Origin of the sequence: Xanthobacter autotrophicus ATCC 700552, assembly GCF_043194565.1 — a bacterium.
Lineage (GTDB): Bacteria > Pseudomonadota > Alphaproteobacteria > Rhizobiales > Xanthobacteraceae > Xanthobacter > Xanthobacter autotrophicus_F.
This window is the reverse complement of record NZ_JBAFVS010000002.1, coordinates 285,308-300,310: the sequence shown is the minus strand read 5'-3', so window position 1 is coordinate 300,310 and position 15,003 is coordinate 285,308. Positions and strand designations below refer to the sequence as shown.

Genomic DNA, 15,003 nt, shown 5'->3' with positions numbered 1-15,003 from the left:
ATGGACACCGAAACCCTGGAAACCGAAGCCCTGGACATCGAATCCCTGGACGCGCAAACCCTGTTCGACCGCCTCTTTCCCGAAGGCCATGCCATCACCCGTGACGGCCTGTTCTTCTCCGGCACCGGCACCAGCGCGAACCAGGCCGTTGCTGTGATCGGCACCGTGGATGCCGCGCCCATCGGCATCGAGCTCGCCTTCCGCATGGCGGGTGAGGTGCTCGCCATCGTGCGCGATCATCCCGGCCGGCCCATCCTGCTGCTGGTGGACACCCAGGGCCAGCGCCTCAGCCATCGCGATGAGCTTTTGGGCATCAACGGCTACATGGCGCACCTCGCCAAGTGCCTGGCCCTTGCCCGCAACAACGGCCATCCCATCCTCGGTCTCGTCTGGTCGCAGGCGGTGAGCGGCGGCTTCCTCGCGAGCAGCCTGTTCGCCGACCGCTGCTTTGCGCTGAAGGAGGCGGAGGTGCGGGTGATGAACCTGCCCGCCATGTCGCGCATCACCAAGATCCCGCTGGAGCGGCTCCAGGACTTGAGCAAGACCTCGCCGGTGTTCGCCCCCGGGGTGGAGAACTACTGGTGCATGGGCGCCATCGAGGCCCTGTGGAGCGGCGACCTTGCCCGGGAACTGGCAGCAGCCCTCGCCACCCACGAGACGGCCGACCGGCGCCGCGCCCGTGGGGCGGAGCGGGGCGGCCGCAGGCTCGCCCTCGACGTGGCCGAGCGGGTGCGCCATGGCGCCCCGTGATCCGGCGCCCGCCCATCCGCTGGTGCGGCGCCACGACCGGGTCTGGCTCGCCGCACACTGGCGGGAGGCCCTCGTCTTCCCGGTGCCCGCGGCCGAGGCCCCGGTGGTCGCCGACTGGATCGCGGCCGGCCGGCCGCTGGTCGCCGCCCGGCCGGTCTCCAGCGATCCCGAAGACGGCATTCGCCTCGGCCTCGCCTTGCCCGGCCGGCGCCGGGTCGGGCTGGTGGTCGAGGCCAACGCCATCCGCCGTGTCGCCCCGCCCCTGACGCTCGACGCGGCAGCGGCGCTCGCGCCGGCGTCCTGGCGCGGCCCGCTTCTGGACCTCGCCACCCACCTCAACGCGGCGGGCCTCGCCCCCCGCGTGTTCGGCTCCCTCGCCTGGCACGCCCTGGCGTGCGACGGCATGGAGGGGAGGGATACGGGCTATCTCACCGCATCGTCGGACGTGGACCTGCTCCTGTTCCCCGCCGCCGCCGCCGCCTGCATGGCGGCCGGCCGGATTCTCGAGGACTTCGCGGCAGCCCATCCGGCCCCGCGGCTGGATGGCGAGTTCGTGCTGCCGGACGGCGGCGCGGCGGCGTGGCGAGAGGTCCTCGCCGGACCGCAACGCGTCCTCGTCAAGCACCTGCGCAGTCTCGCGCTGCGTCCCACGGCGGACCTGTTCGGCATCAGCGGACGGGAGGCGACATGAGGCATGTGCGCGAGATCGGCGCGGCATCGCGCCTGTCGCTCTCCATCGGCCGGCGCGCCGTCACGGCGCTGCACCGGGAACTGGTGCTTTATCCCAAGCCGGGGCTTGTGAGCCTCGTGGACAATGGCGCCCATCACGACATGGACGCCGTCACCTTCCTGCGCAGCCTGTTCGCCTTGCGCCGCTATTTCCAGAACATCGCGGACGCGGGCATGGGCGCTGCGCCGTTCAGCGAACTGCAGCGCCTCGGCATCGCCGCCGAAGCCCGCATGCTGAAGGCGACGGGAGGCATCAACACCCATCGCGGCGCCATCTTCTGCATCGGCCTGCTCGCCGCCGCCGCCGGCTTCCGGGTGGCGCGCGGCCTGAGCCTGGCCCCCGACGCCCTCGTCGGCACCGTGCTGGAGCAATGGGGCGATGCCATCGCGGCCGCCGCCGGAGCCGCGCCCGCGAGCCACGGCCGGCGGATGGTCGCCCGCTTCCGGGCGCGCGGGGCGCGGGAAGAGGTGCTCGCGGGCTTTCCCACCCTCATGGCGGTGGCCCTGCCGGCGCTGAAGGACACGCTCGCCCGCCTGGGCTGTGCCGAACGGGCCCGGGTCCAGACCCTCTTCGCCGTCATGGCGCGGCTCGACGACACCAACCTCCTCCATCGCGGCGGCGCGGACGGGCTCGCCTTCGTGCGCATGCAGGCCACAGCCTTTCTGGAGGCCGGCGGCGTTGCGGCCCCGGACTGGCGCGCGCGGGCGCTCGCCCTGCACCACGCCTGCATCGCGCGGCACGTGTCGCCGGGCGGCAGCGCCGACATCCTCGCGGCGGCGATCTTCGTCCAGTCGCTGGACCCGTGAGGCGGCAGGATGACACTCGCCATCCTCTGTCCCGGCCAAGGCGACCAGACCCCCGGAATGCTCGACCTGCTGCGCGGATCGGCAGCGGCGAGGCCCCTGCTCCATGTCCTCGCCGAGGTGATCGGACACGATCCCCTGACCCTCCCGCCTGACCTCTGCCACGCCAACGCCATCGCCCAGCCGCTGGTGTGCACCATCGCCATCGCCACCTTCGCCCTGTTGCGGGACCATATTCCCGAGCCTGCGGTGTTCGCGGGCTACAGCGTGGGCGAGCTTGCGGCTTACGGCTGCGCCGGGGCCCTGGCGCCTGAAGAGGTGGTGCGGCTGGCACGGCAGCGCGCAGAACTCATGGACGCGGCCGGTGCCGAACCCGGCGGCCTGTGCGCGGTGCGCGGGCTCGACCGGGCGGTGCTCGCGGCCCTGTGCGGGCAGACCGGCTGCTTCATCGCCATCGTCAACGGCGAGGACCGCTTCATCGCCGGCGGACGCGCGGCGGACCTCGCCGCCCTGGACCCCGCGGTCGAGGTGGCGGGCGGCAAGGTCACGCCCCTGTCCATCGCCATCGCCTCCCACACGCCCCTCATGGCACCGGCGCGCGAGCCATTCCGCGCACGGCTGCTGGAGGCCGCCTGGCAGGCCCCCTCCGCCCCGGTGCTGGCTGGCGTGTCAGGCATCGCCGTTCGCAACCGGGCCAAGGCCATCGAGGCGCTGGCCACCCAGATCGACCACCCCCTCGACTGGGCCGCCTGCCTCGACGCCCTCGACGAACGCCGCTGCACGGTCCTGCTGGAGCTGGGACCGGGCAGCGGCCTGTCGCGCATGGCCCGCGAGCGCCTGCCGCACCTTCAGGCGCGCGCCGTCTGCGAGTTCGCCAGCATCGCCGGCGTGGCATCCTGGGTCTGCCAGCATTTGGAAGCTACAGATTAGGTGTTAGAGCAATTCCAGCAAAAGTGCGAAGCGGTTTTGCGTCCGGAATTGCGATGAAACAAGAGTATAGAGCCACCAGCCTGCACAATGTGGACGAGTTCAGGAACCTCATCGTCAAGGAGGCGAACGGCGCCATCGTGCGCCTGAAGGACGTGGCCAACGTCACCCTCGGTGCGGACGATTATGATTCCGCCACCATGTTCAATGGCCGGGAGTCGGTCTACATCGGCATCCAGATCGCGCCGGCCGCCGCCTTCGTGAATTCCTCCATCGAGGAGGTGATCCACACGCTGGTGGAGGCGCTCGCCATCGTCACCCTCATGGTGTTCGCCTTCCTCGGCTCCTGGCGGTCGGTGCTCATCCCTGTCTTCGCCATCCCGCTGATCTTCCTGTCCCTTGCCGCTTTGTTCAACAGCTTCCGCGATCCGGTGGTGATCCTGCTGTCAGTGCCCATGTCGCTTGCCGGAGCGCTCCTGTCCATCAGCGTGGGCATCCACGCGGATCGGCCGGGAGACGGCTTTGGCGCGCCGGCTCAAGCGATTGGGCATGGATGCCCGGGACAAGCCCGGGCATGACAGGGGTGCTCGCCGCTGCGTCTTCGGAGTTTTCAAACAGGCTCTTAGGATTCCATCATAAATCGACGCTCAGGACCGGCCCTTTCGATCGTGAACAGCATGCGGTGAAGAGGTCGTTGCGGGCGTGCTCGGCGTCCGTGAGGAACGTGTCCCTATGATCCGGCTCCCCTTCCACGACAGGGATCAGGCAAGTCCCACACATGCCCTGCTCGCAGGAGAGAGGAATTGCGATGCCGTTTTCGTTCAGGACCGATGCAACAGATCTGTCGGGTGGAACGATGAACTCCAGCCCGCTGCGCACCAGTCTCAGCGTGAACGCCTCACCATGTGAGTTCGTGACTACGCCGCCGGAGCCAAAGCTTTCACAGTGTAGTCTGTCGTCTGTCCAGCCAAGGCGACGACCGGTGCTGATCAAATTCTCCATGAAGCCATTCGGGCCGCATACATACAGATGGCTCCCATCCGGCGCGCCGGCAATCACTGCATCTGGATTGAACGACTGCTCCAGAGGTCCGTCATCTGTGTGCAGTGCCACGCGCCCGGCAAACGGCGCCTGCTGCAACAGTTCGCGGAACGCCATGCCCGCTGCAGTCCGAGCGCAGTAGTGAACCGCAAAATTCTTTCCGCGGCGGTTCAGGTGGGATGCCATGGACAGGATGGGGGTAATGCCGATCCCACCCGCGACGAGCAAATAAAAATCGCCCCCATCCTGCAGCGGAAACATGTTCCGCGGCGGGCTGATTCTCAGCCTGTCTCCCTGCTGGACGACTTCAGCCATATAGCGCGAACCACCGCGTGAGGCGGGCGCATTCAAAACCGCGATGCAATAGTTTCTGTTTTCAGCAATATTATTATATAATGAATATTGTCTCGTTATCCCATTTTCCAAATAGACATCGATGTGAGATCCTGCCGAAAAAGGGGGTAGACCATGGCCCTCCATCGCAGAGAGCTCGAACGAATATATGTCGTCCGTTTCTTTGTGTTTTTTCGTCACGCGCACGTCGATCATATGAACAACTCCAAGAAAGGTGCGTATCTCCGATGGAGACAGCAGCATTCCTGCTCGATCAATTGGATTGTGACGGCTGGAGCCGCCGGGGCTGAGAATCGGCGCAGCCCAGCAACGACATCGGCGCACAGCTTTTTGGGCTGCCAGATTACCAGCCGCCTCATAGGGGTATTCAGCGAGGGCATCTTTTCGCCCCTGCGCATGCCGATCTTGGACGGCGTGCCTTTCTCCGACACGCTCGGCATGGCGCTTGACCGCGAAGATCACGGAGCCAGGCCCGAAGCGGGACCCGGCTCCATGATCGTCAGATTGCACCCGCGGTGAGGAGAAGCGGGAGATGATGATACGCGCGCAGTGCGCTGTTGGTGACCGCCCGCTTTGGCTCCCCATCAAACGCGACGCGCTGAATCCGGAGGCGGAGCGCGTTGAAGAGGCAGTTCATCTCCAGCTTGGCCAGGTGCATCCCCATGCAGGAATGGAGACCATGGCCGAACCCCAGATGCTTGGAACTATCGCGTGTCACGTCGAAGCGTTCGGGATCTTCCCATGCGCGCTCGTCGCGATTGGCCGAAGCATAGCCAAGCAGGACGCGAGATCCGGCCGGGATGGAGATCCCGTCAATCTGGGCGTCTACAGTACTCACGCGCGTAAAATAGGGTAGCGGTGGATCGAGGCGAATGGCTTCGTTCACGGCCTTGGCCACCAGAGACGCATCGCTCCGCACGCTGTCCCACTGGTCGGGATGCTGAGCAAAGAGCGCCAGGAGAGTCCCCGTGGCACTGATAGTGGTCTCGAGCGCCGGACCGATATAGTCGAGCAGAAGTATCGGAACAATGGCGAGCGGAATTTTGCCCTGGTCTGCCGCCTCGTACAGGCGCGCCGCCCAGCTTCCAGGCGCGACCTGCTCTCGCACGGCCGCCCCCCCGCCCAGGAATTGGAACAGGCCCTGAATGGCCTCGGCAGCCCGAGACGCGCGTCCCGCATAGGCCGGCGATGGCTGGGGGCGCACCGGACCGGCGAGATTGCTCGCCGCTTCGCTCCAAACCAGCATCTGCATGCGGGCGGATTCGGGCAATCCGACGAAACGCGAAACGATCGTCAGCGGCAGATGCCAGGCGAGATCGCGCACCCCATCGATATGGCCTCGCTCGAGCACGGCATCGACAATATGGTCAGCCTCCGCTTGAATCTGATCCGTCAATGCGGCGACAGATGCCATGGTGACCGGTGCCCCGACGATCGCCCGCATGTGGTCGTGCTCAGGCGGATCCGTCTGCAACATGTTCCGGGTTTCGTTGAAGGCAGGATTGAGACCCACGCCTTGCGCCGAACTAAACGTTTTCCAGTCACGCAGGGCAGACTTCACATCATCGTAACGCATGATTGCGTAGACGCCGAGCGTGTCTAACCATACTACCGGAGCATGGTCCCTCAACCGGCGATACAACGGATAGGGATCAAGTAGCGCCGCATCCGAAAACAGATCAAGATCGGCAGCGGGACAGGACGAAGGTGACACATAAGCGTTCGTCAAGGGGCGTTCCTCTTTGTTTCATTGGAGTAGCGCTCATGCGCGATCGGTTGGGATCATATTGATCCGCAGGGTCGACCGGGAAGTCGAAAGAGGATACGTCCGCCGTCCAAAAAGCTGACCGCCACGTGCAGATGGCAGCGGCAAGGGGAGCCCATGACAAGCCAGCGGAATTTCTCGTTGCGCGCCGTGAACCTGAATTTGCTGCCGGTGCTTCAGGCGCTGCTCAGGGAGCGACATCTGGCGCGCGCTGCCGATGCGCTGCATCTCAGCCGTCCGGCGGTCAGCGCGGCGCTCGCGCACCTGCGGGAGGTGCTCGACGACCCGCTTCTGGTCCGGGTCGGCCAACGCATGTCGCTGACGCCGCACGCCGAATCTCTGATCGCCCCGGTCAACGACCTCTGCGCCGGACTGACTCGGCTGTTTGAAGGGGCGGGAAGCGATCTCTGGGATGCCCGCAGATGTTTCGTGATGGCAACTTCCGACTACGGTGCGGCCCTCTTCGGTCCGGCGCTGCACGATGCTCTGCGCGCGCAGGCACCCGGTTTGAGCGTTCATTTTGTCAATCATTCAGCCCATTCGATGGACGCGCTGAGCGAGGGGTCTGTCGATTTCGTCGTCATTCCACGCGGCGCGCTCGTTGCCCTGCAATGGCCGCCGGATCAGTCTGCGCTGTTGTGGAAGGAGGAGCATGTGCACGTGGTGCGGCGCGATCACCCGCTGGCTGCGCGCGATGAGGTCAGCGAAGACGACATCGCCCCATGGGGGCAGGTGTCGTTCGAGCCTCAATGGTATCCCGACCCAGGTGGTCGCGGAGACTTTGTACCCGAGACCGGCAAGCGGAGCGCCGCGTCTTCAACGATCATGGTGGAGCAATTCTGTGTGCCCGCGCTTGTGGCGCTGGAGACCGGTGCGGTGGCGACGATGCCGGCTCGCCTGCTGGCGCGCCTCCAGCGCCACCTGCCGCTGCAGCAGCTCGGCAATGCCCGCAGCAGCTTCGAAATGATGCTGGCCTGGGGCGCCATCACCCATGACGATGCACGACATTTCTGGTTTCGGGAGCTTCTGCTGCGCCTCGCCACACCCGTCGGCGGATCGTGACCTCTGCCAGGCGGGCAGGGGCACGACCGCGCCGGCTGCGGATCAAACGTCTAACCTTGGACCCTGTGGGTGACGATGGTCTGGATGCTGGTATATTCCGCGAGACCTTCGATCGCATTCTCGACGCCGAGCCCCGATTGTTTGCGGCCACCGAAGGCCACGTGGGGGGAGAAGGTGTGGATCTCGTTGATCCAGACCGTTCCCGCCTCAAGGCGCGCTGCGATCTCTTCGCCGCGCGCGATGTCCGCCGTCCAGACCGAGGCGGCAAGGCCGTATTCGGTTGCGTTCGCACGCGCGATCACATCCTCGACCTCCCGGAAGCGCAGCAGCGGAAGGACCGGCCCGAATGCCTCCTCCGTCACCACGCGGGAGGTTTCGGGCGGGTTGTCGATGAGCGTGACGGGCACGAAATAGCCCCGCCCCTCGGGAATGTCGCCGCCGCACAGGAAGGTCAGCCCGGTCGCGCGGGCGTCTGAAATCAGGTCCTTCAGCTTGGCGAACTGCATGGCATTCTGGATCGGGCCAAGGTCCGTTCCCTGAGCCAGCCCGTCGCCGATCCGGATGCCGGCGGCGTAGTCCACCAGCGCTGCCGACAGGTCGTCATAGATATCATCATGGATATAGAGCCGCTTGGCGGCGACGCAGAATTGGGCGCTGTTCTGGAAGGCGGCCCAGAACAGCTTCTCGGCCGTAGCCTTCACGTCCACGTCCGGCAGCACGATGGCGGGGTCGTTGCCTCCGAGTTCCAGGGTGAGGCGCTTCAGGTTGCCGGATGCGGCCTGCATGATGCGGCGCCCCGTTGCGGTCGAGCCGGTGAAGCTGATCTTGCTGATACCGGGGTGTGCGGTTATGGCCGCGCCGAGGTCGTTGCCGCCGGAGACGGTGTTGAGCACGCCAGCGGGCAGCACATCCCGCAGCAATTCGCCCAGCTTGAGCGTGCACAGGGGCGTGAAGGGCGAAGGCTTCAGTACCATGGTATTGCCGGCAAGCAGCGCTGGCGCGATCTTCCAGACGGCAAGCAGCAGAGGGAAATTCCAAGGCGTGATTGCGCCCACCACGCCGTGGGGAACGCGGCGCGTCTTAACCGTGCGCCCCCCGCTCTCCTGCCGGTGCAGCGGCAGGACCTGGATCGCGATCTCCCGGCACCATACGATCGATCCGCCGATCTCCCATTCGGCGCCCGCGCGGGCCTTGCCCTGTTCGAGTGTCAGCAGACGCTTGAAATCCTCGGCATGGGCCTCGATCACGTCGCCGATGCGGGCAACGAGGGCCGCCCGCTCGCTCCAGGACCGGCTGGCCCAGGTCGGGAAGGCACGCCGTGCCGCGGCGACGGCCGCGTCCAGCAGCGCCGGCCCGGCGTCGGGCACCGTCGCAATGACGGTTTCCGTCGCCGGATTGATGACGCCGGAGAGCGTTTCGGTAACGGCCGCCGCGCCGTCGATGGTCATGCTGTAGTCGTTGAACAGATCTGTCATCGCCTTCTCCCGTCTGTCGTGTGTTCTGCGAGCATCGGCGGCTACGCTGGCACTGCGGTTCGCCTTGCCACCACAGATTGGACGGAAGGCCGGCTGCCGACCCGCGCGAGGTAGGCGGAAATGTTCGGCCAGGAGGACAGGTCGATGTCCTGACGCCCGGCCCAGCCGAGGGTTACGAAGGCGTAGGCGTCGGCGATGGTGAAGTCATCGCCGGCCAGATACGCGCTCTCCCCCAGCCTGCGGTCGAGCACGCCGAACACCCGCGGCAGCAGGGCCGTCTTCGTCAGGTCGCGAAAATCCGGGGGCGTATTCGGGCGATTGAGGGGTGAAAAGGTCTTGTGAAGTTCGGTGGCGATGTAGTTCAGCCACTCCAGGACGCGATAGCGGCGCAGGTCGGTGTGGGGAGGCAGAAGGCCCGTCTGCGGGGCCTGGTCAGCCAGATACTGAAGGATGACGGCGCCTTCCGTCAGCACGTCGCCGGTATCCAGAACGAGGGCCGGAACCTGTCCCTTGGGATTGACCGCCAGAAAGCTGGACCCGTCCGCGAGCGTCTTCTCCCTGAGATCGACGGTCAGCAGATCGACGAGAATTCCCGCCTCGGCCAGAACGATGGCCGAGGCGTCGGAGCATGAACCGGGAAGCTGGTAAAGTTTCATGGGCAGGGTTTCCTGCAGGACATGGGGAGGGAAGACAGACATCAGCCCGTGGCGCACCGTGGGCCGACGGACGTGCGCCAAGGCGGGGCTCCGGACGCCGAAGCACCGGATGAGTTCTGGTCATGATTTGCGCTTGGGCAGCTTTTCCTTCCTGCTCGCGACGCCGAGCAGCAGGCAGAGCAGATGAAGCGCCGGTGCGCCGGCGGTCGAGAAGGCGATCTTCTGCAGCGTCGGCCACCATTTCGCGATGGGAAGCTCGTTGATCCCCACATGAACCGTGGAATCCGCAAGCCCCGGCGGATCAAGTCGTCTCTTGATGCGCCGCATCCAGGTGGCGACATCGCCGTAGCGCGGCCCGAACAGCTCGATGAGCGGCCCCGCCATGAACCCCATCAGGCCGAGGCGCGGGTTGTGATCGACCATATTCAGGTGCCTCAGGAAACCCTTCCAGCCGGCGGCGACGCCGCGCACCGTGCCCGCCTGGGAGGCGAGGATGTTCTCGGTCCAGAGCTGGCGGCTCTCGGTGGGCCAGACCCAGCATCCTTCGTCGCCGTCGGCTGCGAAGTTGTGGCCGGGTTTCTTCTCCTCCACCATCAGCTGCTCGCTGGCACGGATCACGTCCGGCAGCAGATTGAAGGAGTCCATGACGCCGAAGCTGGTGCCGCCCGAGCCTGCACCGCGGAAGACGCGGCTGACATAAAGGGAAGTCACTAGGGTGCGAACCAGCATCTCGGCGTCGTTCTGCGCGATGGGCAGCATCCGTCCGCCGGTGTCAGAGACGATGTGCCGGACCGTCTTTTCCTGGTAGGCCGTCTCCCCCGGCGAATGCCCGATGGTGAGGACCTGCCAGCCGAAGCGGTGTTCGGGCCGTGCGCATTCCGGCAGCAGGCCGGCCTCGCGCCGGCGGGCATATTCGCCGTTGCTTGCCGTCAGGGTCCAGCCGATGTGGTTCGGCGGCATGCGCAGCAGGGCGAAGGCGACGCCGGCCCGGTTCAGCCGGAAGCTGGCGTCACGCATCTGCTCCACCGTGTCCCAGACCGGCAGGAACAGGCGCATGTTGGGCTCCAGCGCCATGCCCTTCATGGGACTGGTCCCGGTGATGGCGATGCGCGGCGGGCCGGCCCACGGATAGAGCTTGTAGCCGATGCGCGTGAAGACGCCGAGACCGCCATTGGCGCCGATCAGCCCGCGGATCATGCCACGCAGGCCCGGCCCCGGTCCCTCTTCGCTGAACCAGTCGTCATCCCCGCCCAGCGCGCCGATGCGGACGATGTCACCGGTCGGCGTCACCCACTCGATGCCCAGGATGTTCCGGGCATTGGCACCGGTGCTTGCGCCGGTGATGCCGATCCCGAGAAAGGAGGTGGCCGAGGCCAGCGGCGAGTGGGACGGCCCCGCCCCGACGATATGGCAGGTGAGGCCGGCCTTCATGGCCTCCGCCTGTAGCCGTCCCGCCGTCACATAGGGCTCGATCACCGCCATCTGGTTGGCGGCATCCAGCTTCACGAGGCGGTTCATGCGGCACAGGTCGAGCACCACCACGTCCGCGCTGGCGCTGAGATAGGTTCCCCCGTTGCCGGAGCTCAACGGGCGGAACGACAGCCCGCGCGCCACGCAGCACTTGATGATGGCGGCCACGTCCTCGGTGGTCCCCGGCATCACCACTGCGATAGGCCAGTTCTTGAGAAACTTCGGGCCGGGCATGGAGCCGACGCCGGCATTCCATGCATAGCTGCAGATGACGCTCGGATCGTTCGTGGCATTGGCCTCGCCGACGATCGATTGAAGCGCCTGAAGGACTTCGTTGCGGTCGTGCGGCATCGTCATTCTCCGGCGGACAAGGCGGCGAGCGCCGGCGCGGCCTGTCGGGCGTGGAGATATTCCACCAGCCCCAGAACCTTGATGGAGGAGCGCTCAGCGTCCGCCACCTCCTTCATGTGGCGGCTGCACGCGGTGCAACTGGTCACGAGGATCTGCGCGCCCGTGCTCTCCGCCTCCTTGAGACGGTGGCGGGCCGCGGCGCGGGCGAACTCGGGGTTCGCCTGCTTGCCGCCGCCGCCCGCGCCGCAGCAAAAGGCGAATTCCCGGATGCGCTCCATCTCCACGATCTGCGCACCCGCCGCCGCCAGCACCTGGCGGGGCGGCTCGTAGACGCCGTGGACGCCGAGATGAAGCTCCCCTTCCGGAGAGCGGGCGGGCAGCGAATTGTATACCATCACCGTCTCGCCCTCCCAGGGCTGGCGCTCCTCGCCGAGCCGTCCGAGGCGACAGGAATCGTGATAGGTCACGATGTCGCCCGTCCCCCCGGCCGCCGCCGCGGAGTGCTCCGCCAGCCATTGGGAGACATGGACGATCCGGACCTCTCCGAGAGAGAGCCGGAGGCGGGGATAGATGTTCAGGAACGCGGAAAAGGCGTCATCGCCATAGGTGATGAGCGTGCGGGCGCCGCTCTTTTCCACCCACGCGCGGGTCTGCCGCGCCAGCTTCGCCGCGAGGTCCTGATCCCCGATGTCATAGGCGAGGCCGCCGGTGTCGGGCTCGTCCGCGCCGCCCACGGCGAAGTCCACGCCGTGGCGGGCAAGCGCGGATGCGACGTGGCGGATGAACGGCCACTCCTCCTCATCGAAGGCCGCCTCCCCGATGTGGAAGAGAACCGTCGCCCGGCCGGCGGCGGTCTGCTTCAGGCCCATGCCGGCGAACCAGTCCCCGCGGCGCTCCGCCGGCAGACCCCGGGCGTTACCTGTCTTGCCCAGATGATCCAGCATTTCGCGCAGCGGCGCGGGGGCGTGGCCGTCCTCTGTCACCTTCCGACGCAGCGCATAGAGCGAGTCGAGCGGCTCGACGAACTCCGCGAACAACGTCTTGCAGCTGGTGTCGCAGCCGCCGCACATGGAGCAGGAATAGACGTTGCGGATGAAGTCCGCCGTATAGTCGATGCGTCCGTGAAGCAGCGCATAGGCCGCGATCAGCTTTCCGCCGGCCGTGTGTGAGAAGAACTTGCCGTGCTGGACGCTGGGACAGATCTCCGCGAACCTCTCGTTGCGGACTTCCGGCACCCATTTGCAGAAGGTGCAGCGGGTGCAGCTTGCGACCTTGTCGTGAAGGGCTTCGAGGGTGGGGCTGGCGTCGGTCATTGGAAGCAGAGCCTTCCGGGATTGAGAATGTGGTCCGGATCGAAGATGGATTTCGTCTCGCGCAGCAGCGGCTTGATGGTCGGGTTGCGGGCGAGGGCCATGTCCGCCCATGCCCCGTAGGGCCGGCTGAAGAAGCCGCCCCGGGCGCAACAGGCCTGCGCCAGATCCCCCGCGAGGGCATCTGCGGCGGCCGCCTGCGACGCCGAGGCCGGGTCATACGGCAGCACCAGCTCCACATGGCAGTTGCGGCCGTGCAGGCGCGGCTGGACATGGATGGCGACCCGCGCGCCCGGCTGCATGCCGGCCCGCTCCTGCGCCAGCGCGACGAAGCGGTCAGCCCCATCCATCTGGGTCAGGAAGAACACGCTGCGATGCGCCCCAGCGGCGCGATCCTTGTAGCAATCCTCCGGCGGACGGGACTGCGACGCTGCGATGGTGCGGGCGGAATGTCCGGCAAGCTCGCCGGTCGCGCTCAGGCCCGCATCCGCCGCGAGCCGCCCAAGATCGTCCAGCTGGTAGGCGATCTTGTCCTCGGGGAATTCCGAGGCCGCGGTGAGCTGCACATAAAGCACGAAGGCGGGCAGCCGCGCGGCCAGTTCCGCAATGCGGGAGGGCTCTGTCTCCAGCACCGAAGCAAGGTGCAGATTGCTGGCGATGAAGGTCGCCATGCCGATGCGCCGGCGGTGCAATTCGGCCGACAGGCGGGCCAGCGGGGCGAGGCTATCGGCGCCGATGAAGCGCGCCTCTTCCAGGTGCGGCACGCGTTCGCACAGGATGGCGGCCCAGGCGAGAATGGCCAGCGTGCCCTGCGATCCCTGGACGACGCGCATGAAATCCGTGCCGCCGGGGCCGATGGCGGTGAGATAGCGCAGCCCGGCCGTCCAATTGTCGTCGAGGGACCCGCTGATGGCGGCGCCGCCGGTGCGGAACGTGTCCCCGGTTCCGAACACCAGCTGGGCGCCGCCGAAGGGATCGAGCACGTCCCACTGCTCGGACGACTGGAGATTGGGCTCGCGCTCCAGATAGCTTGCCAGGACCGACTTGCCGGCGCGCGGCAGCAGCGGCTTGAAGGCGCGCAGGCCGTGGGGGGCGAGAAGGGAATCGATGCGGCCGAAGGTGACGCCGGGCTCCAGGACGGCCACGGCATCCTGCGGATCCACCTTGAGGAGGCGGTCCATGCCGCTCAGGTCCACCACCACGGTGGGCCGCTCGGCGGTCGCCCCGCGGCACCGCGCCCCGGGTCCGGAACTGACGGTGGTGAGGGGCACGCCATGTTCCCGCGCCCAGCGGACCACGGCCACGATGTCATCGGTGTCGCGCGGGCGGACGCGGGCCAGCGGCGCAGCCTCCCGGCCGGTGGGCCGTGTGGAGAGATAGGGCGCGAGGCTGGCATCCTCCACGGGAAGCCCCGTGGCGCTGAGGCTCCCGATATCGGGCGTTCGGGCGGCGTGTGGCCGCGGCTCGGCGCGGCTTGCGGTTGCTGGCATTGAGATGTCCCTTTTCGACGGGATTGATGTGGCGTCCGCGCCCCTCACGCCGGGCGGAGGGCGGGCGAGCCGGGTCACGGAGGCCGGGCCGCACGTCGACGCACGGCCGTGCAGTTGCCGCGGGCCTGTGGGTCCGATGTCGGCCGATGACGTCTTGAAAGCGCGAGCGAGCGGCTCCGCCAGCGATGTGACATCGCTGCGCGTTCGTCCTCCCCTATTGGCCGACAGGCGGCTCTTCTTTGTCATTGTGGCAGGTTGGATCATGTCCACGGAACAGGAATATAGTCAATCAAATTGACTATATATTTTTCGCGAACCACCCCTTGGCGCACTAGGTCTTTGCTGCCAATGGCTGGGCGGGGCTCTTCGGCGGTGGCCTTGGGGAGGATTGGGCGACGAACGCCCAGCTTGGCCCGGCGGCCCCTTACCCTCCCCATCGGAGCTTTGGAGTGCGGGGCCGGGCCGGCCCGGTCCAACCGGATCGGCGCCGCCTCAAGGTGCGCGCGCCGGTGGCCCACAGGTGCCGTCACGCCCCACGTGCAGGTCGCATCCAGAGCCTGAGTGCGCGGCGCGCATTCTGTTCAGGTCCTTGTCTTTATTTCGAAGCGGATGCACGCTTGGCTCGGCGCAGGGTCGGCCGGCGCGTCCGGCCTGTTTCTTCGCCCGGCCCCCCCACCCCTCCCCATCTATCCAGCCATCGATCTATAATATATTTTTCAAGTTGACATAGATTTTCATGCGTGCGACGAAAGTTGCAATCAAAAAATGTCAATGGGAGGGTTCCTTGCCTCGCTTTTCCTGCCCCAACCGGCACACCCT

At 66.7% G+C, this 15,003-nt stretch carries 13 protein-coding genes; 6 read left to right on the top strand and 7 right to left on the bottom strand.

The annotated features are described in order from the left end of the window. The 5 genes from mdcE to V5F48_RS03275 are packed head-to-tail and all read left to right on the top strand — an operon-like array spanning position 1 to position 3,788. Positions 1-750: a biotin-independent malonate decarboxylase subunit gamma gene (gene mdcE / locus V5F48_RS03295; RefSeq protein ID WP_394040038.1), complete on the top strand. Its 750-nt coding sequence runs from the start codon at positions 1-3 to the stop codon at positions 748-750. Then, positions 737-1,441 (top strand): malonate decarboxylase holo-[acyl-carrier-protein] synthase, encoded by a 705-nt coding sequence (mdcG, locus tag V5F48_RS03290; RefSeq protein WP_394040036.1) that lies wholly within the window; start codon positions 737-739, stop codon positions 1,439-1,441. Before mdcE ends, mdcG begins: the two co-directional genes overlap by 14 nt. Next, positions 1,438-2,286, top strand: coding sequence for a triphosphoribosyl-dephospho-CoA synthase MdcB (gene mdcB / locus V5F48_RS03285; protein WP_394040034.1), 849 nt, complete (start codon positions 1,438-1,440; stop codon positions 2,284-2,286). Before mdcG ends, mdcB begins: the two co-directional genes overlap by 4 nt. A gap of 9 nt (positions 2,287-2,295) precedes the next feature. After that, positions 2,296-3,213 (top strand): ACP S-malonyltransferase, encoded by a 918-nt coding sequence (locus V5F48_RS03280; RefSeq protein ID WP_394040032.1) that lies wholly within the window; start codon positions 2,296-2,298, stop codon positions 3,211-3,213. Positions 3,214-3,266: 53 nt separating this feature from the next. Further along, entirely contained in the window at positions 3,267-3,788 is a 522-nt protein-coding gene (locus tag V5F48_RS03275) for an efflux RND transporter permease subunit (protein ID WP_394040030.1), read from the top strand. Between the two features lie 55 nt (positions 3,789-3,843). Here V5F48_RS03275 and V5F48_RS03270 read toward each other — a convergent pair whose 3' ends face one another. Both V5F48_RS03270 and V5F48_RS03265 read right to left on the bottom strand, forming a co-directional pair. Further along, positions 3,844-5,067 carry a PDR/VanB family oxidoreductase gene (locus V5F48_RS03270; protein ID WP_394040028.1) on the bottom strand — a complete coding sequence of 408 codons (1,224 nt, stop codon included), beginning with the start codon at positions 5,065-5,067 and terminating at the stop codon, positions 3,844-3,846. A gap of 37 nt (positions 5,068-5,104) precedes the next feature. After that, the gene (locus V5F48_RS03265; protein ID WP_394040026.1) at positions 5,105-6,334 is read right to left on the bottom strand and encodes a cytochrome P450; all 1,230 of its coding nucleotides are present in this window, start codon (positions 6,332-6,334) and stop codon (positions 5,105-5,107) included. A gap of 153 nt (positions 6,335-6,487) precedes the next feature. Here V5F48_RS03265 and V5F48_RS03260 point away from each other — a divergent pair, with 153 nt between their 5' ends. Beyond that, positions 6,488-7,432, top strand: coding sequence for a LysR family transcriptional regulator (locus V5F48_RS03260; RefSeq protein ID WP_394040024.1), 945 nt, complete (start codon positions 6,488-6,490; stop codon positions 7,430-7,432). Positions 7,433-7,482: 50 nt separating this feature from the next. Here V5F48_RS03260 and V5F48_RS03255 read toward each other — a convergent pair whose 3' ends face one another. The 5 genes from V5F48_RS03255 to V5F48_RS03235 all read right to left on the bottom strand — a co-directional run bounded on the left by V5F48_RS03255 (position 7,483) and on the right by V5F48_RS03235 (position 14,184). Further along, positions 7,483-8,907, bottom strand: coding sequence for an aldehyde dehydrogenase family protein (locus V5F48_RS03255; protein ID WP_394040022.1), 1,425 nt, complete (start codon positions 8,905-8,907; stop codon positions 7,483-7,485). Positions 8,908-8,948: 41 nt separating this feature from the next. Continuing rightward, positions 8,949-9,563 (bottom strand): glutathione transferase GstA, encoded by a 615-nt coding sequence (gene gstA, locus V5F48_RS03250; RefSeq protein ID WP_394040020.1) that lies wholly within the window; start codon positions 9,561-9,563, stop codon positions 8,949-8,951. Between the two features lie 120 nt (positions 9,564-9,683). Beyond that, on the bottom strand, positions 9,684-11,384 hold the full coding sequence (locus V5F48_RS03245; RefSeq protein WP_394040018.1) for an FAD-binding oxidoreductase: 1,701 nt from the start codon (positions 11,382-11,384) through the stop codon (positions 9,684-9,686). A gap of 2 nt (positions 11,385-11,386) precedes the next feature. Continuing rightward, positions 11,387-12,697, bottom strand: coding sequence for a (Fe-S)-binding protein (locus V5F48_RS03240; RefSeq protein ID WP_394040016.1), 1,311 nt, complete (start codon positions 12,695-12,697; stop codon positions 11,387-11,389). After that, entirely contained in the window at positions 12,694-14,184 is a 1,491-nt protein-coding gene (locus V5F48_RS03235) for an FAD-binding oxidoreductase (RefSeq protein WP_394040014.1), read from the bottom strand. Before V5F48_RS03235 ends, V5F48_RS03240 begins: the two co-directional genes overlap by 4 nt. Positions 14,185-15,003 lie beyond the last annotated feature (819 nt).

Coding starts and splice junctions, on each gene's coding strand:
- mdcE (WP_394040038.1), top strand. CDS start 1: ATGGACACCGAAACCCTGGAAACCGAAGCCCTGGACATCGAATCCCTG.
- mdcG (WP_394040036.1), top strand. CDS start 737: ATGGCGCCCCGTGATCCGGCGCCCGCCCATCCGCTGGTGCGGCGCCAC.
- mdcB (WP_394040034.1), top strand. CDS start 1,438: ATGAGGCATGTGCGCGAGATCGGCGCGGCATCGCGCCTGTCGCTCTCC.
- V5F48_RS03280 (WP_394040032.1), top strand. CDS start 2,296: ATGACACTCGCCATCCTCTGTCCCGGCCAAGGCGACCAGACCCCCGGA.
- V5F48_RS03275 (WP_394040030.1), top strand. CDS start 3,267: ATGAAACAAGAGTATAGAGCCACCAGCCTGCACAATGTGGACGAGTTC.
- V5F48_RS03260 (WP_394040024.1), top strand. CDS start 6,488: ATGACAAGCCAGCGGAATTTCTCGTTGCGCGCCGTGAACCTGAATTTG.
- V5F48_RS03255 (WP_394040022.1), bottom strand. CDS start 8,907: ATGACAGATCTGTTCAACGACTACAGCATGACCATCGACGGCGCGGCG.
- gstA (WP_394040020.1), bottom strand. CDS start 9,563: ATGAAACTTTACCAGCTTCCCGGTTCATGCTCCGACGCCTCGGCCATC.
- V5F48_RS03245 (WP_394040018.1), bottom strand. CDS start 11,384: ATGCCGCACGACCGCAACGAAGTCCTTCAGGCGCTTCAATCGATCGTC.
- V5F48_RS03240 (WP_394040016.1), bottom strand. CDS start 12,697: ATGACCGACGCCAGCCCCACCCTCGAAGCCCTTCACGACAAGGTCGCA.
- V5F48_RS03235 (WP_394040014.1), bottom strand. CDS start 14,184: ATGCCAGCAACCGCAAGCCGCGCCGAGCCGCGGCCACACGCCGCCCGA.